This is a genomic window from Rhodococcus shunpengi, assembly GCF_048381395.1.
Lineage (GTDB): Bacteria > Actinomycetota > Actinomycetes > Mycobacteriales > Mycobacteriaceae > Rhodococcus.
This window is the reverse complement of record NZ_JBLWIU010000011.1, coordinates 129,720-150,355: the sequence shown is the minus strand read 5'-3', so window position 1 is coordinate 150,355 and position 20,636 is coordinate 129,720. Positions and strand designations below refer to the sequence as shown.

The following is a 20,636-nucleotide window of genomic DNA, read 5'->3' as shown; positions in this document are numbered from 1 at the left end:
AACGCACACGACCTCCCCGAAGTTCACCGGTTCGCGAGCTTGTCGGCCAGGAAGGTGAACGTCAGCGCCGACTTGAACGCCGCCTGGGCGTTGTCCGCCGCGCCACCGTGGCCGCCCTCGATGTTCTCGTAGTACCGGACCTCGTGACCCTGCTCCTCGAGCCGCGCCACCATCTTCCGCGCATGGCCGGGATGCACCCGGTCGTCGCGCGTCGACGTGGTGACGAGGATCGGCGGATAGTCGGCGTCCGGGTCGGTGTTCTGGTACGGCGAGTACTTCGACAGGAACTCCCACTCCGCGGGGTTGTCGGGGTCGCCGTACTCGGCCATCCACGACGCACCGGCGAGCAGCAGGTGGTAGCGCTTCATGTCGAGCAGCGGCACCTGGCACACGATCGCCCCGAACAGTTCGGGATAGCGGGTGAGCATCACGCCCATGAGCAGACCGCCGTTGCTGCCGCCCTGGGTGCCGAGCTGCTCGGCCGTGGTGATCCCACGGGCGACGAGATCCTTCGCGACCGCGGCGAAGTCCTCGAAGACCTTGTGCCGGTTCTCCTTCAGGGCCTGCGTGTGCCAGGTGGGTCCGTACTCGCCGCCACCACGGATGTTCGCGATGACGTAGGTGTAGCCCTTCTCGAGCCACGCCCGTCCGACGCCGCCGCTGTAGGCCGGCACCATCGAGTTCTCGAACCCGCCGTATCCGTACAGCAGTGTGGGCGACGGGGTTCCGGTGTTGCTGCCGACCACGAAATAGGGCACCTGCGTGCCGTCGTCGGACGTCGCGAAGAACTGCTCGACGGTGATGCCCTCGGCGTCGAAGAACGACGGGGCCTGCTTGATCGCCTCCACCGGGCCGCCGACCGTCCCCGACAGCAGGGTCGCGGGGATCGTGAAACCGCTGGAGTTGAGGAAGAAGTCGTCGCTGTCGAGCGGATCGACGTCGATGATCGAGGTCGACGTGGCATCGGGGATGCCGGGCAGCTCCTCGTCCGACCAACCGTCCTCACCCGGGGTGAGCACCCGCACGCGGGTCTGCACGTCGCGCAATGTGACGACGAGCAGGTGGTTCTGCGTCCACGCGTACTGCTCGAGCGAGGTGTGCTCGTCTGGGGCGAACAGCACCGTCACCTCGCGCGACCCGGCGAGGAAGGCCGGATAGTTCGCGGCGAGCAGCGTGCCGGCGGGATGGCCGAGCCATTCGGAGCGGGTGCGCACGAGCAGGTGATCGCGGTACACGCTGACCCGCGCATCGTCGGGAACATCCAGTTCGACGAGTTCGCCGTCCTCGGTGAGTTCGAAACGCTGCGCCCGGTAGAAGTCGATCGCGCGGTCGACGAAACTGCGCTCGTAACCGGGAGTGTTGTCGTACCAGGCGGAGACGGCGACATCGGTGCGCTCACCTTCGAAGACCGTCTCGGCCGCCTCGATCGGAGTGCCGCGCCGCCATTTCTTCGCGAGTCGCGGATAACCCGAGTCGGTGAGCGACCCGTCGCCGAAATCGCTCCCCACGTAGACGGTGTCGGCGTCGATCCAGCCGATGTCCGTCTTCGCCTCGGGCAGTTCGAAACTGTCCGGTCCCGAGACGAATCGTCGCTCGACGAGGTCGAACTCGCGGATCACGCTCGCATCGGCACCGCCGCGCGACAGGCTGATGAGCGCGCGGGTCTGATCGGGCCGCAGCACCTGGGCACCCGACCACACCCAGTTCTCGCCCTCCTCCTCGGCGACGGCGTCGAGGTCGACGAGGACGTCCCATTCGGGTTCGTCGCGCAGGTACTGCTCCATCGTCGTGCGACGCCACAGGCCGCGTACGTGCTCGGCATCCCGCCAGTAGTTGTAGAGGTACTCGCCCCGCCGACGCGCATAGGGGATACGGGCGTCGGTGTCGAGGATCTCGCGGATGCGGGACTCGAGGTCGGTGAAGCTCTCGGTGCGGGTGTACTCCTCGACCGTTCGGTCGTTCCGGGCACGCACCCAGTCGAGTTGTTCCTCGCCGGTGACGTCCTCGAGCCACAGGTACGGATCGGTCGTGTCGTCGCTCATGATCCATTCATACCCGCCCCGCACGTGCCTCGGGCGGCAGGCAGACTGTGACCTCGTGCAGATGCATCCGTCGGACGCGCGCCGGGAATGGCTCGGCGACCGTATCCCGGGCGACCTGTTCGCCCTCTACTGTTTCGACGCCCCCGCGACTCCGCTCGCCGACGTGCTCGACGAGCTGTGGTCGCGGGCCGCGGTGATGGGGGAGCTGCAGGTACGGATGGTCGAGGTACCCGCGGGTCTCGACTATCCCTACTGGGCAGCGCGCACCCCTGCAGAAGACCGGTTCGTCGTCCACGAATCCGGCAGCTACGAACAGATGCTCGACGCGCTGTCCGGTCTCGTCGCGACCCGCGTCGACGTCACCGTCTCGCCGTGGCGACTACACGTCTTCCCGCAGGTCACGGGCGCTCCGCGTGGGGACGGTCCCGCCCTCGTCGTCGTCCTGCAGATGTCGCACGCCTTCGCCGACGGGGTGCGCACCTCGGCGCTCGCCCGCGACCTGCTGGCGGGCACCGCGAGACTCACGACACCGCCGCGTGCCCCGTCGCCCGTCGGGATGCTCGCGCGTGCCGTCCTGCGGCTGTCCTTCTCGATCCCGCGGGTGATCGCCGACGGACGACGGGCGGTGGAGGCGCAGCGTCGGCTCGCCGACCCGTCGATTCCGCAGCCCACACCGGGGAGGCCGCTGGTCGCCGTGAACACCGCGCCCGGACCGCGCCGAACGGTGCGCACACTCGTGTTCGACGCCGTCGATCTGCGCCGCGTCGGCACGGTCACCGTCGGCGCGCTCACCGCGATCGGCGCCGCCCTGTCGCAGTTCCTCGGCGTCGACGAACTGTCCGCAGAGGTGCCGGTCGCGGTGGCGCCGGGCACGGCCCGCAACAGCTACCGCAATGTCGGCGTCGACCTGCACTGCGCGATCCGCGACCCGCACGAACGTGCCGCGGCGATCGCCGCCGACCTGGCGTTGCAGCGGATCCGCGCGCGGCACCCCGCCATGGCGATCCGGGCCCGCACCGACGACCACGTCCCGGCGCCGCTGCTGCGATTCGGTACCGACCGCCTCGACCTGTCCGCCGTCCCACCCACCGTCACGGGCAACACCGTCGTGTCGAGCGTCGACCGCGGGCCGGCAGACCTCGAACTCGGCGGTGGACGGGTGCGGTTCACCTCCGGCTTCCCCGGCCTGTCGCCCGTGCAGGCACTCACCCACGGCGTGCACGGGATCGGCGACACCGTGACCCTGTCGGTGACGACCTCCCCGGACGTCCTCGACGCGGCAGGTCTCGCTCGGTACGTCGCCCTGCTGCACGAGGCGGTCGCCTCGCTGTAACGTGCCCCGAATCCAACGATGGAGGGGCACATGGCGGTATATGCGGTGACGGGTGCCGCGTCGGGAATGGGCCGGGCGAGCGCGGAGCGGTTGCGGGCCGCCGGGCACACGGTGATCGGCATCGACCTGAAGGACACCGAGGTCACGGCGGACCTGTCCACCCCGGAGGGCCGTTCCCACGCTGTCCGGGCCACGCTCGAGCTGGCAGGCAGCCGTCTCGACGGTGCCGTGCTCGCCGCGGGCCTGGGCCCCACCCCCGGCAAGGAGAAGATCATCGCGCAGGTCAACGTGCGCGGCGTGATCGACCTGCTCGTCGGCTGGCGAGCGGCTCTGGCCGCCTCCGCGAACAGCAAGGTGGTGGTGTTCGGGTCCAATTCGACGACCACGACTCCCGGCGTGCCGAACTCGGCGGTGAAGGCCTTCCTCGCCGGCGACATGGACAAGGGCGTCGCGCGCACCACGCGCATCCCGCAGGCGGGTCCGCCGTTCACCTACGCGGCGTCGAAGATCGCCGTGACGCGATGGGCGCGACGCGCCGCGGTCACCCCCCAGTGGGCGGGTACCGGCATCCGCCTCAACATCCTCGCGCCCGGAGCGATCTCCACCCCGCTGCTCGACGCGCAACTCGAGAGCCCGCTCAAGAAGGCAGTGGAGAGCTTCCCCGTTCCGCTCGGGGGCTTCGGGAAGCCCGAGGAGATCGCGCAGTGGGTCGAATTCATGCTGTCGCCGGCAGCGGACTTCATGACGGGCAGCGTCGTGGTGGTCGACGGCGGGACCGAGGCGTACTTCCGTCCCGACGACTGGCCGGTGCGGGTCCCGTTCCGGTCGATCCCGCGTTACCTGCTCGGTATGCGCAGGTTCGGGCGCCGCAAGTGAGGGTCCGCGCAGTGCGGACCCTCACCGGGCTCCCGTATCAGGCGAAGTAGTCGCCGAATCCGTAGATCGCGTCGAACGCGCTGGTGGGCAATACATCCACTGCGTTCACGCGGTAGGACGGGTACGAGTTCTGCATCAGGTCGCGCACGAACCGCAGGGCATGGATCGCGTCGACGGCGTCGACGGTGATCGTGAGCTGGGCACGGCCGTTGTCGCTGCGGCCCACCGCCCCGTGGTGCGGGACGATCGGTTCGATGAGGTCGACGGTCTCGTCGTCGGTCAGGCGATCGAGGTCGGCGTCGAGTTCGATCATCGCGTTGTATTCCATGTGTGTTCTCCCGTGTCGAACACCCGAGCGGCCTCGCGCCGCGCGGGTAGGCCTCGACGGGAAACACGCACGGCGACATCATGCCCGACCCGGACGACCCTCGCCATCATCCGATCGGGGGACATCCGATAGCGACGGTCGGAGGATGTGCGCGACCGGTACTCCGCGCGACGCTCGATGCATGCCGATCGTCGAAGTGAACAATCTGCACAAGTCCTACGGAGGTCGCGCCGTCGTGGACGGCGTGAGCTTCGAAGTCCACGAAGGTGAGATATTCGGGATCCTCGGCCCGAACGGGGCCGGGAAGACGACCTCCGTCGAACACATCTCGGGTCTTCGAAAACCCGACGAGGGCACCGTCCGCGTCGCCGGCCTCGACCCGGTCCGCGACCACCGGGCCGTCACCGAACTGCTCGGCACGCAGCTGCAGCAGAGCGAGCTGCAACCGAAACTGACCGTGCGCGAGGCGCTCCGGCTGTACGCGGCCTTCTACGCCCGGCCCGCGGACGGTGATGCGCTTGCCGAACGCCTCGGCCTGGGCCGCATGCTCGACACCCGGTTCACGAAACTGTCCGGGGGCCAGAAACAGCGGTTGTTCATCGCACTGGCACTCATCGGTTCACCGCGCGTCGTCGTCCTCGACGAGCTCACCACCGGACTCGACCCGCGTGGACGCCGTGATACCTGGGAACTGATCGAGGAAGTGCGCGATTCCGGCGTCACCGTCCTGCTCGTCACCCATTTCATGGAAGAGGCGCAGCGCCTCTGCGACCGTGTCGCGGTCTTCGATTCCGGGCGCATCCGTGCGCTGGGGACCCCGGCCCAGCTGATCGGGCAATCGTCCGCAGCGATCGTCGTCTCGTTCCACCCGTCCGGTCCGCTCGACCAGGCACTCCTCGAGGCCCTGCCCGGCGTCGTCTCCGTGCACACCACCCGGGAACGGGTGGCCGTCGAAGGCAGCGAGGAGTCGATCCACGCGGTACTCGCCCTGTTGGGACGCCTCGGCGTCACGGCCGAACGCCTCCGCATCGCCGAAGCGACCCTCGACGATGCCTACCTCGATCTCACCGACAGCAGGAGCACGTCATGACCGACCCGACCGTCCGCACCCGGCTCGTCGAGACATCGACGACGAGCGCCCCGGCGCTGTCCGCCTCGACCGCCGTTCTGCGTACCGAGGCACGACTGTTCACACGGGAACCCGGGGCGCTCTTCTGGATCCTCGTCTTCCCCACGCTGTTGCTCGTGATCCTCGGGATGATTCCCGGTTTCCGGGAACCGGATCCGGAGCTCGGTGGTCTGCGGGTGATCGATCTGTACGTCCCCGTGGCGATCCTTGTGGCGATGATCGTGGCCGGTGTCCAGACGATGCCTGCGGTGTTGTCGTCGTATCGCGAACGGGGCATCCTCCGCAGGCTCGCCGTGACCCCGGCGAATCCGTCGCACCTGCTGACCGCACAGATCGTGGTGCACGCGATCGCGGTCCTGGCGTCGGTGGTCCTCGCGCTGATCGTCGGTCGGGCGGCCTTCGGAGTCGCCTTCCCCGCCCAGCCCTGGGGATACGCATTCGCGGTACTCGTCACTCTCGCTGCGGCACTGAGCGCGGGAGCGACACTGGCTGCGGTGGCACCGTCGGTGCGGATCGCCCAGACGCTGGGCACGATCGTGTTCTTCCCGCTGATGTTCAGTGCGGGCGTGTGGCTTCCGGTGCAGGCGATGCCCGAGCTGCTGCGGAGGATCGTGGAGCTGACACCCTTCGGTGCCGCAGCGCAACTGCTCGACGAGACCGCCGCGGGCGACTGGCCGAATCTCGGTGGGCTCGCGGTCGTGGTGTGCTGGACCGTCGTCCTGACCGGCGTGGCGATCCGGTGGTTCCGTTGGCAGTGACCGCGTCGACCGTCATCCTGGAAGCCATGACGGATTCGACGACCACCGACGATCCGTGGCAACGGACCTACAGATGGGCGCCGGTGGGGATGCTCGCCACCGGCACCGTCCTGTCCGTCGGCACCGCGACGTTGTTGATGAGTCCCGCCGAGCGGTACACGGCAGCGGTGCTCACCGCGGTGGCGGTGGGTCTGGAACTGTGGCGGGGCCGTCGCCGTCGGTCGATGCCGGAGGGCGACGCGGTCTACTACCTCCTCCGGTCCGCCCTGGCGTTCGTCCTGAGCTGGCTCAACCCGTTCTTTGCGATCTACGCGGCCTCCGGTTACTTCGATGCCCACGCGATGCTGCCGGACCGTTGGATCCGGTTCGGGCTGCTCGTCACCGCCGTGACGGTGGCGGGTTCGCAGGCGGGCGGTCTGCCGCCGGAGGACACGACCATGTGGATCGCGTTCGGGCTCCTCGTCGTGCTCAACGCGTCGATCTCCATGCTGATGATGAGGCTCGCCGAACGCGACGAGCAACGCAGTCTCGAACGGCTGGCTGCGATCGCCGAACTCGAACGCACCAACGTGCAACTCGAGAACGCGCTGTCCGAGAACGAGGCTCTGCACGCGCAGCTGCTGGTCCACGCTCGGGAAGCGGGGATCGACGACGAGCGTCGCCGACTCGCCGCGGAGATCCACGACACCCTCGCCCAAGGCCTGGCCGGGATCGTCACGCAGCTGCAGGCCGCGCAGGACACCACCGACCCGGAGGCGGCGCGGCGCCACGTCGAGAGGGCGACGGACCTCGCCCGACGCAGCCTCGGCGACGCCCGTCGTTCGGTGCGCAATCTCGCTCCCGAGGTACTCGAACACCGCACGCTCGACGACGCGCTCGCCCACGAGGTGGCGAAATGGTCCACCGAACACGGAATCCGAGCCGATCTCACGGTCACGGGTTCCTCGGAACCGCTGCACGACGACATCGGGGTGACGTTGTTCCGGATCACCCAGGAGGCGCTCGCGAACGTCGCGAAGCATTCCTCGGCGTGCCGCGCGGGTGTCACGGTGTCGTACATGGACGACGAGGTGAGTGTGGACATCCGGGACGACGGGTGCGGATTCGACCCGACCGTGAACGCGGGCGACGGATTCGGGTTGCGGGGCATGCAATCCCGTGCCGACCGGATCGCCGGTGTCGTGGACGTCGAGTCCGAACCGGGAGTGGGGACCGCAGTCTCGGTGCGGGTGCCGCTGATCAGGGCGGGGAGGGTGTCGTGAGGGGAGGGGGCGAGATCACCGTGCTGATCGTCGACGATCACCCCGTCGTGCGGGACGGCCTGCGCGGGATGTTCTCGGCCTCCCCGGAATTCGACGTGGTCGGGGAGGCCGCCTCCGGTCCGGAGGCCGTGGCGCTCACGCTCGAACTCGATCCCGATGTGGTGCTCATGGACCTGCGGATGCCGGGAGGCGGGGGAGTGCAGGCGATCACCGAGCTCGTCACACGAGGTGCGCGCAGCCACGTCCTGGTGCTGACGACCTACGACACGGATGCCGACACCGTTCCCGCGATCGAGGCCGGCGCGACCGGCTACCTGCTCAAGGACGCTCTGCGCGACGACCTGTTCGCCGGGGTGCGGGCCGCGGCGGAGGGGCGGGCGGTGTTGTCGCCGGTGGTCGCGTCGCGGTTGATGAACCGCATGCGGACACCCACCGTCCCGCAGACGCTCAGCGCCCGGGAGCGTGAGGTGCTGGCGCTCGTCGCGAAGGGCACCTCGAACCGGGCCATCGCCCAGGAACTGTTCGTCAGCGAGGCGACCGTGAAGACCCACCTGGCCCACGTCTTCGCGAAGCTCGAGGTGAAGGACAGGGCAGCGGCGGTCGCAGCCGCCTACGACCGGGGGATCCTGGGTTAGCCGAACGCCGTGCGCCGATACACGGCCGATTACCGGATCCGGTAGCTACCGGCCGGTAACCGGACCATCGGCAGACACCGGAATCGGGCGGGACTACCCTGTATATCCGTGACCTCACACTATGACGTCGTTGTCCTCGGAGCCGGTCCCGGTGGGTACGTCGCTGCTATCCGCGCGGCACAGCTGGGACTGAGCACCGCCATCATCGAGCAGAAGTACTGGGGTGGTGTCTGCCTGAACGTCGGCTGCATCCCCTCGAAGGCGCTTCTCCGCAACGCCGAGCTGGCACATCTCTTCAACAAAGAGGCCAAGACCTTCGGCATCTCGGGAGACGTGTCCTTCGACTTCGGTGCCGCCTACGACCGCAGCCGCAAGGTCGCGGACGGGCGCACCAAGGGCGTGCACTTCCTCATGAAGAAGAACAAGATCACCGAATACGACGGTAAGGGCTCGTTCGTCGACGCCAAGACCATCGAGGTGGCCCTCACCAAGGGCGGCACCGAACAGGTGACCTTCGACAACGTCATCATCGCCACCGGTTCCGTCACCAAGCTGCTGCCGGGCACCGAGCTCAGCGACAACGTCGTCACCTACGAGGAGCAGATCCTCACCCGCGATCTTCCCGAATCCATCGTCATCGTCGGTGCCGGTGCCATCGGCATGGAGTTCGGCTACGTCCTGAAGAACTACGGGGTCGACGTCACCATCGTCGAGTTCCTCGACCGCGCACTGCCCAACGAGGACGCCGACGTCTCCAAGGAGATCGCCAAGGCGTACAAGAAGCTCGGCATCACCATCAAGACCGGTGCCGCTGTGCAGAAGATCTCGGACGACGGCTCGAAGGTGACCGTCGAGATCAAGGACAACAAGTCCGGCAACGTCGAGACCGTCACGGTCGACAAGGTGCTGCAGTCGGTCGGCTTCGCGCCGCGCGTCGAGGGCTACGGCCTCGAGAACACCGGCGTCGAGCTCACCGACCGCGGTGCCATCGCGATCGACGAGCGCATGCGCACCAACGTCAAGGGCATCTACGCCATCGGCGATGTCACCGCGAAGCTGCAGCTCGCGCACGTCGCGGAGGCGCAGGCCGTGGTCGCGGCCGAGACCATCGGCGGTGCCGAGACCCTCGAACTCGGCGACTACCGCATGATGCCGCGCGCGACCTTCTGCCAGCCGCAGGTCGCCTCCTTCGGCCTCACCGAGGAGCAGGCGAAGGCCGAGGGCTACGACGTGAAGGTCGCGACCTTCCCGTTCACCGCCAACGGCAAGGCGCACGGTCTGGGCGATCCCAACGGCTTCGTCAAGCTCATCGCCGACAAGACCCACGGCGAGCTCATCGGCGGCCACCTCATCGGCCCCGACGTCTCGGAGCTGCTGCCCGAGCTGACCCTGGCCCAGAAGTGGGACCTCACGGTCAACGAGCTCGCGCGCAACGTCCACACGCACCCCACTCTCAGCGAGGCGCTGCAGGAGGCCATCCACGGTCTCGCAGGACACATGATCAACTTCTGAGGATGCGGGGCCGACCCGAGGCCCCGCGTTCACCCTTCTTCCGTGTGGGCGGATCCCCGCTCGGATGTACCGGCTCAGCCCGTGACGACCCGACCGTCGTCGCGGGCTGACGTCGTTCCGCCCTTCTCCGGGCGCAGCACCAGCTGCACGAGACAGTTACCGTCCTGCGGGTCGGGCCGGACGTCGACGGCGTAGCGGCTGCGCAGCAGGTCGGCGTGGTCGTCGAGGACGCGCTGGATCAATCCGCGCTGGATGCCGCGCACCACTTCGGGATTCGTGCGGGCGATCTCCGCGAGCGGGCACGTGCACAGCGTGAGGCTGTGGGTGCCGAAGGCGTTCGTCGCGCTCTGCGTCTCGAAACCCAACTGCTGCAGAGCGCCGATGACGAGCGTGCCGGCGTCGACGGTCGGTGCGGGTGCCAAGGCGAGCATGCCCGCCCAGTCCGAGCCCACCTCGAACGCCTTGTCCTCGCGCTCGCTCGGGGTGCCCCCGATCCGCGCGGCGAGCAGCGCGACGAGATCGGTGTAGGACGGTTCCTTCACCGCGACGTAGCCGAGGCGCGGGCGCCCGACCCGCTCGGCCGGAAGTTGCCGGGTGCGGACGAGACCTTCTTCCTCGAGGCCTGCGAGATGGAAGCGGACGGTCGTGACGTGCAGGTCGAGCGTGGCGGCGAGGTGATGGGCGTCGACCGGGCCCGAGGACTCCCGCAACAGTCCGAGAATCCGCTCGCGTTGCTTCACCTGCCGTGCCAAGTCCGCTCTCCCGTCGCGCCCGCGGTGACTCTCAGGTGAGGGTCACCTTATTAAAAGGAGGAAAATCCTCTATAGTCGGCGCCATGGAGGCGACGACCGACTCACCGTCCACGTTACGGCCGTCACGGAAGAGCCTCGGAACCGTGGCCACCCTTGCCCTCGCGAGAAGGAGTGCAGAACATGGCGGACAAGCATGCGTCGGAAGACGCTCTGCCCCTTTCGGATAGGGACACCGCCCACCTGCCGGGACACTGGCTGCTCGCCCGCCTGGGCAAGCGTGTGCTGCGGCCCGGCGGCAAGGAACTGACGGCACGCGTGCTCGCCGACGCGCGATTGCACGGCGCGGACGTCGTCGAGTTCGCGCCCGGCCTCGGCCGGACGGCGCAGGAGATCCTCGCGTACTCGCCCGGCAGCTACATCGGCGTCGAATCCGACGAGACGGCAGCCGAACTGACGCGCAAGGCCATCGCCGGTGGCGGCAGGGTGGTCAGCGGCGAGGCGTCGAAGACCGGACTCGACGACGAGGTCGCCGACGTCGTGGTCGGCGAGGCGATGCTCACCATGCAGACCGACAGACACAAGGTGGAGATCGTGCAGGAGGCCCGCCGGGTGCTCCGGGCAGGCGGCCGGTACGCCATCCACGAACTCGCGATCGAACCCGACGAGGTCGACGACGAGGTCGAGACCGAGATCCGCAAGTCACTCGCGCGCTCGATCAAGGTCAACGCCCGCCCGCTCACCGTGGCGGAATGGCGGAGCCTGTTCGAGAAGAACGGATTCGAGGTCGAGAAGATCGGTTTCGCCCCCATGGCGCTGCTCGAACCCAAGCGCATCCTCGCCGACGAGGGCCTGCCCGGCACGTTGAAGTTCGTCCGCAACGTCCTTCGCGACTCCGACGCCCGCAGCCGGGTGCTCCGGATGCGGTCGACGTTCACGAAGTACAAGAAGCATCTGGTCGCGATCGAAATCGTCGCCACGAAGAAGGAAGCGTGATGAGTACACAGCAGGTCGAGGGCAAGCTCACCCGTATCGAGGGGCTCGCGGAGCTCAACGCGGGTGAGGGGAGCGGGCCGCGCATCGAGAAGCTCGCGGCGGTCACCGGTGCCACCGTGGTACGTCTGTCCTTCCTCTCCGGGCAGACGATGGACGACCACAAGGCCGGCGCTCCGATCCTCGTGCAGGCCGTCACCGGGGACATCTCGTTCAGCACCGCCGACGAGACCGTGTCGCTCGTGCCGGGTACCGCCGTCCACGTCGATGCCGGCATCGTGCACCGTCTCGTCGCGAACGCCGATTCCGTGGTGCAGCTGACGATCCTGCGCTGAGCTGTCACCGATCCCACATCGGCGACGAATGTGCACGTGAGGTGTGCGCGCCCGCGTAGTGTTGCGCCATGGCGGAACGCGGCGCTCGCCCACACGTGCACCCGGTTCGGAGATGGTTGCTGCGCACGGTGCGGCACCTGTTCACACCTCTGCGGCCCGACGACTATCTCGAGATGATCAACCCGCTCTGGACGACCCGCGAACTGCGCGGCCGTGTGGAGCGGGTCGTCCCCGAGGGTGGCGACGCCGCATCGGTGCTCATCCGTCCGGCCTACGAGTGGCGCGGACACGAGCCGGGCCAGTACGTGCGGCTCGGGGTGATCATCGACGGGGTCTACCACTGGCGGGCGTACTCGCTCACCTCCGATCCCGATCCGGTCGACGGGCTCATCAGCGTCACACCCAAACTCGTCGAGAACGGCGTGGTCTCGCCGTACCTGGTCCGCAAACTCGAGCCCGGCGACATCGTCCGCCTCGGTGAGGTCGAGGGCGTGTTCACCCTGCCCGACCCGCTGCCCGCGAAAATGCTGTTCATCAGCGCGGGCAGCGGGATCACGCCGATCATGAGCATGCTGCGCAGCCTCGACCACCGCGACCGCATCGACGACGTCGTCGTCGTGCATTCCGCCCACACCGAGGACGAGGTGATCTTCGGCTCGACCCTGCGCGACCTCGACGATCGGCATCCCGGACTGCGTCTCGAGCTGTGGCTCAGCGGCGACCGCGGCCGCATCACCCCCGCCGACCTGGACGATCTGTGCCCCGACTGGCGCGAACGCGACGCCTTCTGCTCGGGTCCGCGCGACCTGCTCGACGCCCTCGAAGAACACTGGGACGAACACGGTGATCCCGAAAGATTCCACCTCGAACGTTTCCAGCCGATCATCGGTGGGAATGCCGGGAGCGGCGAGGGCGGCACCATCCACTTCCTCGACAGCGAGAAAGAGGTGGAGTGCGACGGGGGAACACCCATCCTGGTCGCAGGCGAGAACGCCGGCCTGAAGTTGCCGTACGGCTGCCGTATCGGCATCTGCCACACGTGTGTCGGAACGCTGAAATCCGGGCAACTCCGGGACCTGCGGACCGACGAGGTGAGCGAGCCCACCGGGGCTGCGGTGCGTACCTGCATCCACACCGCGGAGGGCGACATCGAAATAGAACTGTGAAGCAACCGGCTTCGAAGCAGGGGGCGTCGTGACGAGAAGCATCGACAGGACCGATACCGGGACGCGGGAACCACAGAGCCCGCTCGCGCATCTGAGCGACGACGATCTCGAGCAGATCGCCAAGGAATTCGACGCCATCCACGACGAGGTGTACTCGAGTCTCGGCGACAAGGACCGGCAGTACATCAAGAACGTCATCGCCGCGCAGCGTCAGCTGGTCGTCGCGGGGCGGGTATTGCTCTTCGCGTCGTCGTACAAGCCTGCATGGGTGGCCGGGACGGCCTGTCTCGGAGTGGCGAAGATCCTCGAGAACATGGAGATCGGCCACAACGTCATGCACGGCCAGTGGGACTGGATGAACGATCCGGACATCCACTCGTCGGTGTGGGACTGGGACACCGCCTCCACCGCGGAGGCGTGGAAGCACTCGCACAACTACATCCACCACACGTTCACGAACATCCGCGGTCTCGACAAGGACCTCGGCTACGAGATCATGCGGATCGACCCGCACCAGAAGTGGCACCCCGTCTATCTGGCGCAACCTCTCTACAACGCGCTGCTCACCGTGCTCTTCGAATGGGGTGTGGCGCTGCACGACCTCGATCTCGAGGCGTTGTGGGCCGGTGAGAAGTCGACCGGTCAGGTGATCGAGGAGCTGAAGGGCATCTTCGGCAAGGCCCGCGCGCAGTTCGTCAAGGACTACGTCGGCTGGCCGCTGGTGAGCGCCGCGCTGTTCGGTCTCGCGCAGGTCGCGCTGCAGGGCCGGTTGCCCCAGCCGAAGACCTCGCGTCTGGGTCGACGACTGCGATCGATGAGCAAGGGGCCGATGGGCAAGGGCCGGTCCGGAAAGTTCCGGACCGCAGCCCATCTCGCCGACCGGTATCTGCCCGGCGTCGAGAGGACCTTCCTCGCGACGGTTCTCGCCGACATCACGGCCAATATCATCCGCAACGTGTGGGCGCACGCGATCATCTTCTGCGGGCACTTCCCCGACCAGACCTACACCTTCTCGAAGAAGGAGGTCGAGAACGAGTCGCGCGGAGGATGGTACGTGCGGCAGCTCGTCGGCGCCGCGAACATCGAAGGCACCCCGCTGTTCCACATCCTCAGCGGCAATCTCGGATACCAGGTGGAGCACCACCTGTTCCCCGACATGCCGAGCACCCGTTACGCGGAGGTCGCGCCGAAGGTCAAGGACATCTGCGAGCGCTACGAACTGCCCTACAACTCGGGCAGACTGCGCAAGCAATGGTTCATGGTGCACCGCACCATCGCCCGGCTCGCGTTCCCGGGCGGCAAGCCCCGTCCGAAGCCCGGACCGTATCGTCGTTCGCAGGACCCCACCGGCGGTCCCGTCCCCAGTGAGGCCGCACGGTTCCGCGACCGCCTGCCGGCGGACCACCCCGACGCCGGACCGGAACACGAGGGCGGCGGCGTGAAGGTCGATCCGCCACCCCGCTGATCACTCCGGAGCCTCGGAGTCAGGACGCCCGGTAGGCCTTCCAGCCGCCGAACTCGGTGATGTCCACCGCGTCGGCGGCTGCGTCCTGCGTGCACCCGAAGCCGACGACCCACCGTCCGTCCGCCAGTTCGACACTCGTCAACGTCATCGGGGCGGGCAGCGCAGCGAGGAACCGGCCCAGACCGGCCTCCGACAACCGGAACAGTTCACCGACGATCGCGGCGCCTTCGCCCGGTGCGTGACGCACCAGTCCCGGCTTCGGCGGCGTCGTGTTCAACGCGGCGAGGCGGTACGCGTCGGAGGTGTACACCTCCTCGACGAAACGAGCCCCGAGTTCCTCGAGCTGGAAGTGCAGCGGCTGACCGCTCAGGTGTGCTCCGAAGACCGCGAGTTCGACGCCGGACTCGACGACGCGCGGCGCATCCACACCGTTCAGCACGGCCGCGACGTCCACGGCTACCTGGTCGCCGAAGGCCGGGACCACGACCATGACCCCGAACGGCTCGCCGGCCGCCGTGGGCGCGCCCGGAACGGCCACCGCCGCCATGTCCAGCAGGTTGCAGAAGTTCGTGTAGGTGCCCATCCGACGATTGATGGCGATCGGATCGGCCTGCACCGCGGCGATCGTCGGATGTTCCGTCGTCGTCGGGAGCAGCAACCCGTCGAACCCGGCGAACAGTTCACTCGCGAACGCCTTCACGTGGGTGAGGGTGTCGAGGTCCTCGACGAGTTCGTAGGCGGCGGGCTTCTTCGCCCCGGCGACGATCGCGGCGACGGTGGGATCTGCGCCCGCCGGTGCCGTCGACAGGAACTCGCCGACAGCCGTGTAACGCTGGGCCACGACGGCACCGTCATACAGGAGCAGGGCCGCGTCGAGCAGCGGTGAGACATCCACTGCCGCGATCTCGATGCCGGACTCGCGTGCCGCGGCCACCGTGCGGGTGAAGGCGTCGCGGTATTCCTCGCACAGCGCCTCGAGGTCCTCGGCGCGCGGCACCGCGACGCGCAGGGTGTTCGGCGCGGCGAGTCGCACATCCGCGGGCCAGGTCCGGCTGCGCGGGTCGCGGGGTTCGGGTCCGGCCATGATTCGGACGGCGGTCGCCGCCAGGTCCAGCGACGTGGCGAAGACCGTGAGGCAGTCGTAGTCGACGCAGGCCGGGACCACACCGTGCGCCGGGATCACGCCGAGAGTGGCCTTGATGCCGACGATTCCGTGTAGCGCGGCGGGGACGCGTCCCGAACCGGCCGTGTCGGTGCCCAGTCCGATGTCGGCGATGCCGAGCGCCACCGCGGCTGCCGAACCGGAACTCGAACCGCCCGAGACCTTCTCGGGATTCCACGCGCACCGCACCGCCCCGTAGGGGCTGCGGGTGCCGACGAGGCCGGTGGCGAACTGGTCGAGATTGGTCTTGCCCAGCACGACGGCGCCGGCGGCGACCAGACGCTCGACACCCGAAGCGGTTTCCTCCGGGACGTACGCGAACTCGGGACATGCCGCGGTGGTGGGGATTCCTGCGACGTCCACGTTGTCCTTGACCGCCACGACCAGACCGGCGAGAGGAAGCGACTCACCGGCGGCGACCCGCGCGTCCACGGCGGCGGCGTCGGCGAGGAGATCGTCGGCGCTGCGCAGCGTGATCCACACCTCGGGTCGGTCCACCTCGTCGATGCGGCCCAGTGCGGCACGAACGCGATCGGTGGCGGACACCCTCACCGAGGGGGCGGGCGCCGTGAATCCGACACCCGGGTTGTCGAGGGTACTGCCGATGCTCATCAGACTGCTCCGATCACGAGAAGGGGGGTCCCGGGTGCAACCTTCGTGCCCGGGCTCACGAGAACTTTCAGGACCGTGCCGGTGGTCTCCGACGGCACGGGCATCTCGAGCTTCATCGCCTCGAGGATCACCGCGGTGTCCCCGGCGGCGACGGTGTCGCCCTCGGCGACCTCCACGCGCCACACGTTGCCGACCATCGGCGCCTCGACGACGACGGCGCCGGGCGGCATCCCGTCGAGGGGGTCACCGACGGTGGACATCTCGATCGGTTCGCTGTCGACGCGGTCGAACTCTCCGGCCTCGAGCCAGGCCTGCTTCTCCGCGTCGAACGCGCGGGACTGCGCGGCATGGAAGGCGTCGATGGAGTCGGCGTTGTCCTCGAGGAAACGCAGGTGGTCGGCGAGAGCGAAGGTGCCGTCGGAGATGTCGGCGTCGAACCGGCCCGCCTTCGCCGCGGCCCGGTGCTCGAGCAACTGCTCGGGCGTCACCGCCTCCCAGACGATGCGGTCGAAGAACCGGAACAACCACGGCTTGTCCTCCTCGAACGGCCCCGTCTGCCGGTAGCCCGACCAGATGGGGATCGTCCGTCCGACCATCTGGTATCCACCGGGCGATTCCATGCCGTAGACGCACAGGTACTTGCCGCCGATGCCCACCGCATCGGACGGCGTCCACGTGCGGGCCGGGTTGTACTTCGTCGTGACCAGCCGGTGCCGCGGATCGAGCGGAACGGCCAGGGGCGCACCGAGATAGACGTCGCCGAGACCGAGGACCAGATATTCGGCGTCGAAGACGGTGTCGCGGACCTGCTCGACCGAGTCGAGACCGTTGATGCGCCGGATGAACTCGGTGTTCGACGGGAGCCAGGGCGCCTCGTCGCGCACCCCGCTGCGGTAGCGCGAGATGGCCTCGGCGATGGACGGGTCGTCGAACGACAGCGGCAAGCGGACGGTGCGGCTCGGCACCACCAGATCGCGCGTCGCGGGCAGTTCCGTCTCGAGATCCTGCAACACCCCGAGCAGGCGGTACTGCGGCAGCACGTCGGGATCGAAGTGGATGTGCAGCGAACGCACCCCGGGTGTGACGTCGACGATGCCGGGCAGACGCGTGGCGGCCAGCGCCTCCGACAGTGCGTGCACCCGCATACGCAGACCGAGATCGAGCACCATCTCGCCGTATTCGACGAGGATGTTGTCGTCGCCGCCGCGCAGGTACACGACCTCGGGATGGTCCAGGAACGGCTCGATGCGACCGAGGCGCCCACCATCGGGTGCGCTCTGCCGGGCGACCGGCGGGAGGTCGGCGCCGCGGGCTGCACTGTTGCGCAGTTCGACGGCCCCCTCGTCGGTGACCGGCACGAACCGCAGCGAGTCGCCGGGGCGGATCTGGCCGAGCTTCCAGCGGTGGCCGGAGACCACGGTGAGCGGGCACGCGAAACCACCGAGACTCGGACCGTCCGGGCCGAGCAGGATCGGGGTGTCGCCGGAGACGTTGAGCGCGCCGACGCTGTACGGATTGTCGTGCAGGTTCGACGGGTGCAGACCGGCGTCGCCACCGTCGGTGCGCGACCAGGTGGGCTTCGGGCCGTCGAGCCGGATGCCGGTGCGGTTGGCGTGCGTCTGCACCGTCCACGTCGCGTCGTAGAACTGCTGCAGGTCGTCGGCGGTGAAGTAGGCCGGGGCCGGCTGCGGGCCCTCGGTCACCGCGAGATGCCAGGTGTGTCCGAAGGCGGGGCGGATCCCGGTGGGGACCGCCGCCGGATCGGTGAGTGTCTCGCCGGACGCGAGACCGAGCACGTCGCCGGTCGCGAGCGCCCTGCCGGTCGGCCCACCGAAGCCGCCGAGCGTGAACGTCGATGCGCTGCCGTGATAGAGCGGCACGTCGAGTCCGCCGCGGACCGCGACATAGGTGCGCAGACCGGCGTCGACGGGGGCGGCGACCTCGAGAACGGAGCCGGCCGGGACCTCGACGGGCTCCCACATCGGCACCGGCACACCGTCGACGGTGACCTCGGCGGGGGCGCCCGTGACACACACGATCGTCGGATCGGAGAACTCGAGGCGCGGGCCGAGCAGGGTGCATTCGAGACCGGGTGCGCCCGCGGGGTTGCCGACGGCGACGTTCGCGGCGCGGAAGGAGAGATCGTCCATCGGGCCGGACGGCGGAATCCCGACCTCCCACAGTCCGATCCGCCCCGGGAAGTCCTGGACGGTCGTCATCGTGCCGGCGCGCAGCACGTCGATGCGACGTCCGGCAGGGTGGATGTCCGCCAGCGTCGTGGTGACATGCTCCGCGTCGAGAACCGTTGCCTCGGAGCAGATCCTGCGCAACTGTGACAGGTTCGTCTGCACGCCGTGGATCCGGGTGTCGTCGAGTGCCTCCGCCAACCCGGCGAACGCCGTGCGCCGCGACTCGCCGCGCACGATCACCTTCGCGAGCATCGGGTCATAGAAGGTGCCGACCTCGGTGCCCGTGTCCACCCACGTCTCGACACGGGTGTGGGCGGGGAACTCGACGTGGGTGAGCAGACCCGCGCTCGGCCGGTGGTCGCGTCCCGGATCCTCCGCGTACACACGGGCTTCCACGGCGTGCGCGGTGATCTCGGGTCCGGAATCGGGCACGCCGTCGAGCATGCTGTCGTCGCCGCGCGCGAGACGCAGCATCCACTCGACGAGGTCGACGCCCGTGACCTCCTCGGTGACCGGATGCTCGACCTGCAGTCGGGTGTTCATCTCGAGGAAGGACACCTCGCCGCGGTCGACGTCGTAGACGAATTCGACCGTGCCCGCCGATCGGTACCGCACCGACGACGCGAGAGCGCGTGAGCACGAGAGCATCTGCTCGACGATGTGGTCGGGGAGGTTCGGCGCGGGCGCTTCCTCGACGACCTTCTGGTTCCGGCGCTGCAACGAGCAGTCGCGGGTGCCGAGGCTGATCGTCCGGCCGTGCCCGTCGCCGAAGACCTGCACCTCCACGTGCCGGGCGCGGGGGACGAACCGTTCGAGGAAGACACCGGAGGACGAGAAGTTCGCCGTGGCGAGCCGGATGACGCGTTCGTACGCCCCACGCAGGTCGTCGGCGCTGTGGCAGGCCTGCATCCCGATACCGCCGCCCCCGCCGACGGCCTTGAGCATCACGGGATAGCCGATGTCCTCGGCCGCGGCGAGCGCGTCGTCGAGCGAATCGAGCAGGCCGCTACCGGGGACGAGGGGCGCGCCCACCGCGCGGGCGGCCTCACGGGCGGTGTGCTTGTCGCCGAAGACGCGCAACTGGTCGGGGGTCGGCCCGACGAAGGCGATTCCCGCACCTTCGCAGGCAGCGGCGAATTCGGCGTTCTCCGAGAGGAATCCGTAACCGGGATGGATCGCTCCCGCACCGGTGGCCAGGGCCGCCTCGACGACGAGATCGGCCCGCAGGTAGGACTCGGCTGCGGGAGCCGGGCCGAGCCGGACCGCGAGGTCGGCGAGTTCGACATGTGCGGCCGCTGCGTCGGCGTCCGAGTAGACCGCAACAGTCTTCAGACCCAGCTTGTGCGCGGACCGCATGATGCGGCACGCGATCTCACCGCGGTTGGCGACCAGCAGGGTGTCGAAGGCGAAGGTCGAGGGGACCGACGCTTCTGTATACGTCTTTGTGGACATGGCTGTATACGCTATGGACCAGCAATGACGCCGCTGTGACGTTGTGTAACAGCCTTGTTAGGGATCGCGCCGCCGGCCGGATGCCGGCCGGTGCGGACGGATCAGAAGTCGCGTTCGATCCGCAGCACCCCGATGGTCGTGGCGAGAGCGTCGTACTGCGTGACCAGCAGGCAGAACTCGATGAGCCTGCGGTCGTCGTAGAACTGCGTGAGCGACGCCCACGTCTCGTCGGACAGATTCTTCGTCGCCATGAGTTCGTCGACGGCGAGGAGAAGTGCGCGATGCCTCGCCTGCCAGCCGGGAGCATCAGGTCCGGCGACGATACGCTCGCGCACCTCGTCGGTGATGCCGGCACGACGACCCAGGCGGGTGTGGTGGTCGAATTCGTAACCGCACTCGCGCAGATGCGCGACGCGCAGGATGACCATCTCCGATTCGAACCGGCCGAGTCGGCCGAACGGCATGAGCATGCCGGCGTAGTGCAACCACCCGCGGAACAGTCGTCCGGTGCGGCCGAGGGTGCTGAACAGGTGGGCATCAGAGGTGCCGCCGGCGGCGGACAGGGCCTTCCATGTCACCCAGTTGATCGGGCCGAGTTCCTTGAAACGTCCGGGCGGGATGCGGGGTGTCATGAGCGC

The 20,636-nt window shown here is 68.4% G+C and carries 17 protein-coding genes; 11 read left to right on the top strand and 6 right to left on the bottom strand.

Features of this window, described 5'->3' with window-relative positions:
• Nucleotides 1–23 precede the first annotated feature (23 nt).
• Complete coding sequence (locus ACNJ7K_RS04985; protein WP_455409387.1) at nucleotides 24–2,042, bottom strand: prolyl oligopeptidase family serine peptidase; 2,019 nt, start codon at nucleotides 2,040–2,042, stop codon at nucleotides 24–26.
• On the opposite strand from ACNJ7K_RS04985, the gene ACNJ7K_RS04980 reads away from it, so the two are divergent.
• Nucleotides 2,041–3,375, top strand: coding sequence for a condensation/DUF1298 domains-containing protein (locus ACNJ7K_RS04980; RefSeq protein WP_487041298.1), 1,335 nt, complete (start codon nucleotides 2,041–2,043; stop codon nucleotides 3,373–3,375). The two genes, ACNJ7K_RS04985 and ACNJ7K_RS04980, sit on opposite strands and share 2 nt — an antisense overlap.
• 30 nt (nucleotides 3,376–3,405) lie before the next feature.
• The gene (locus tag ACNJ7K_RS04975; RefSeq protein ID WP_487041297.1) at nucleotides 3,406–4,251 is read left to right on the top strand and encodes an SDR family oxidoreductase; all 846 of its coding nucleotides are present in this window, start codon (nucleotides 3,406–3,408) and stop codon (nucleotides 4,249–4,251) included.
• 37 nt (nucleotides 4,252–4,288) lie between these two features.
• On the opposite strand, the gene ACNJ7K_RS04970 is transcribed toward ACNJ7K_RS04975, so the two are convergent.
• Nucleotides 4,289–4,579: a hypothetical protein gene (locus ACNJ7K_RS04970; protein ID WP_455409385.1), complete on the bottom strand. Its 291-nt coding sequence runs from the start codon at nucleotides 4,577–4,579 to the stop codon at nucleotides 4,289–4,291.
• Between the two features lie 181 nt (nucleotides 4,580–4,760).
• Between ACNJ7K_RS04970 and ACNJ7K_RS04965 the strand changes: the two genes are divergently transcribed.
• The 5 genes from ACNJ7K_RS04965 to lpdA all read left to right on the top strand — a co-directional run bounded on the left by ACNJ7K_RS04965 (nucleotide 4,761) and on the right by lpdA (nucleotide 9,875).
• Nucleotides 4,761–5,669 (top strand): ABC transporter ATP-binding protein, encoded by a 909-nt coding sequence (locus ACNJ7K_RS04965; protein ID WP_174246997.1) that lies wholly within the window; start codon nucleotides 4,761–4,763, stop codon nucleotides 5,667–5,669.
• A complete protein-coding gene (locus ACNJ7K_RS04960) occupies nucleotides 5,666–6,466 on the top strand; it encodes an ABC transporter permease (RefSeq protein WP_363886693.1) in 801 nt (266 codons plus the stop codon). Before ACNJ7K_RS04965 ends, ACNJ7K_RS04960 begins: the two co-directional genes overlap by 4 nt.
• A 26-nt stretch (nucleotides 6,467–6,492) precedes the next feature.
• Nucleotides 6,493–7,728 carry a sensor histidine kinase gene (locus ACNJ7K_RS04955; protein ID WP_258258904.1) on the top strand — a complete coding sequence of 412 codons (1,236 nt, stop codon included), beginning with the start codon at nucleotides 6,493–6,495 and terminating at the stop codon, nucleotides 7,726–7,728.
• A complete protein-coding gene (locus tag ACNJ7K_RS04950) occupies nucleotides 7,725–8,363 on the top strand; it encodes a response regulator (protein ID WP_192378512.1) in 639 nt (212 codons plus the stop codon). The genes ACNJ7K_RS04955 and ACNJ7K_RS04950 overlap by 4 nt, the downstream gene beginning before the upstream one ends.
• A 108-nt stretch (nucleotides 8,364–8,471) precedes the next feature.
• Nucleotides 8,472–9,875 (top strand): dihydrolipoyl dehydrogenase, encoded by a 1,404-nt coding sequence (lpdA, locus tag ACNJ7K_RS04945; RefSeq protein WP_059384716.1) that lies wholly within the window; start codon nucleotides 8,472–8,474, stop codon nucleotides 9,873–9,875.
• 74 nt (nucleotides 9,876–9,949) lie between these two features.
• Here the strand turns inward: lpdA and ACNJ7K_RS04940 are convergent, their stop codons facing one another.
• A complete protein-coding gene (locus tag ACNJ7K_RS04940) occupies nucleotides 9,950–10,627 on the bottom strand; it encodes a helix-turn-helix transcriptional regulator (RefSeq protein WP_487041296.1) in 678 nt (225 codons plus the stop codon).
• 180 nt (nucleotides 10,628–10,807) lie between these two features.
• On the opposite strand from ACNJ7K_RS04940, the gene ACNJ7K_RS04935 reads away from it, so the two are divergent.
• The 4 genes from ACNJ7K_RS04935 (at nucleotide 10,808) to ACNJ7K_RS04920 (ending at nucleotide 14,583) form a co-directional block, all read left to right on the top strand.
• Nucleotides 10,808–11,620 carry a class I SAM-dependent methyltransferase gene (locus tag ACNJ7K_RS04935; protein WP_183070551.1) on the top strand — a complete coding sequence of 271 codons (813 nt, stop codon included), beginning with the start codon at nucleotides 10,808–10,810 and terminating at the stop codon, nucleotides 11,618–11,620.
• Nucleotides 11,620–11,952 carry a cupin domain-containing protein gene (locus ACNJ7K_RS04930; protein WP_487041295.1) on the top strand — a complete coding sequence of 111 codons (333 nt, stop codon included), beginning with the start codon at nucleotides 11,620–11,622 and terminating at the stop codon, nucleotides 11,950–11,952. Before ACNJ7K_RS04935 ends, ACNJ7K_RS04930 begins: the two co-directional genes overlap by 1 nt.
• Before the next feature lie 68 nt (nucleotides 11,953–12,020).
• Nucleotides 12,021–13,118, top strand: a complete 1,098-nt coding sequence (locus ACNJ7K_RS04925; protein WP_159417703.1) for a ferredoxin reductase — start codon at nucleotides 12,021–12,023, stop codon at nucleotides 13,116–13,118.
• Between the two features lie 28 nt (nucleotides 13,119–13,146).
• Complete coding sequence (locus ACNJ7K_RS04920; RefSeq protein WP_487041294.1) at nucleotides 13,147–14,583, top strand: fatty acid desaturase family protein; 1,437 nt, start codon at nucleotides 13,147–13,149, stop codon at nucleotides 14,581–14,583.
• Between the two features lie 19 nt (nucleotides 14,584–14,602).
• Here ACNJ7K_RS04920 and atzF read toward each other — a convergent pair whose 3' ends face one another.
• The 3 genes from atzF to ACNJ7K_RS04905 form a co-directional block, all read right to left on the bottom strand.
• Nucleotides 14,603–16,357 carry an allophanate hydrolase gene (gene atzF / locus ACNJ7K_RS04915; protein WP_487041293.1) on the bottom strand — a complete coding sequence of 585 codons (1,755 nt, stop codon included), beginning with the start codon at nucleotides 16,355–16,357 and terminating at the stop codon, nucleotides 14,603–14,605.
• Entirely contained in the window at nucleotides 16,357–19,998 is a 3,642-nt protein-coding gene (gene uca, locus ACNJ7K_RS04910; RefSeq protein ID WP_487041292.1) for an urea carboxylase, read from the bottom strand. Before uca ends, atzF begins: the two co-directional genes overlap by 1 nt.
• Before the next feature lie 101 nt (nucleotides 19,999–20,099).
• The gene (locus ACNJ7K_RS04905) at nucleotides 20,100–20,630 is read right to left on the bottom strand and encodes a carboxymuconolactone decarboxylase family protein (protein ID WP_120283599.1); all 531 of its coding nucleotides are present in this window, start codon (nucleotides 20,628–20,630) and stop codon (nucleotides 20,100–20,102) included.
• Between the last annotated feature and the right edge of the window lie 6 nt (nucleotides 20,631–20,636).

Excerpts from the sequence above, each read along its gene's own strand:
- ACNJ7K_RS04985 (WP_455409387.1), bottom strand. The coding sequence starts at position 2,042 with ATGAGCGACGACACGACCGATCCGTACCTGTGGCTCGAGGACGTCACC.
- atzF (WP_487041293.1), bottom strand. The coding sequence starts at position 16,357 with ATGAGCATCGGCAGTACCCTCGACAACCCGGGTGTCGGATTCACGGCG.
- uca (WP_487041292.1), bottom strand. The coding sequence starts at position 19,998 with ATGTCCACAAAGACGTATACAGAAGCGTCGGTCCCCTCGACCTTCGCC.
- ACNJ7K_RS04965 (WP_174246997.1), top strand. The coding sequence starts at position 4,761 with ATGCCGATCGTCGAAGTGAACAATCTGCACAAGTCCTACGGAGGTCGC.
- ACNJ7K_RS04930 (WP_487041295.1), top strand. The coding sequence starts at position 11,620 with ATGAGTACACAGCAGGTCGAGGGCAAGCTCACCCGTATCGAGGGGCTC.
- ACNJ7K_RS04905 (WP_120283599.1), bottom strand. The coding sequence starts at position 20,630 with ATGACACCCCGCATCCCGCCCGGACGTTTCAAGGAACTCGGCCCGATC.
- ACNJ7K_RS04970 (WP_455409385.1), bottom strand. The coding sequence starts at position 4,579 with ATGGAATACAACGCGATGATCGAACTCGACGCCGACCTCGATCGCCTG.
- ACNJ7K_RS04980 (WP_487041298.1), top strand. The coding sequence starts at position 2,041 with ATGATCCATTCATACCCGCCCCGCACGTGCCTCGGGCGGCAGGCAGAC.
- ACNJ7K_RS04975 (WP_487041297.1), top strand. The coding sequence starts at position 3,406 with ATGGCGGTATATGCGGTGACGGGTGCCGCGTCGGGAATGGGCCGGGCG.
- ACNJ7K_RS04955 (WP_258258904.1), top strand. The coding sequence starts at position 6,493 with ATGACGGATTCGACGACCACCGACGATCCGTGGCAACGGACCTACAGA.
- ACNJ7K_RS04925 (WP_159417703.1), top strand. The coding sequence starts at position 12,021 with ATGGCGGAACGCGGCGCTCGCCCACACGTGCACCCGGTTCGGAGATGG.
- ACNJ7K_RS04960 (WP_363886693.1), top strand. The coding sequence starts at position 5,666 with ATGACCGACCCGACCGTCCGCACCCGGCTCGTCGAGACATCGACGACG.
- ACNJ7K_RS04935 (WP_183070551.1), top strand. The coding sequence starts at position 10,808 with ATGGCGGACAAGCATGCGTCGGAAGACGCTCTGCCCCTTTCGGATAGG.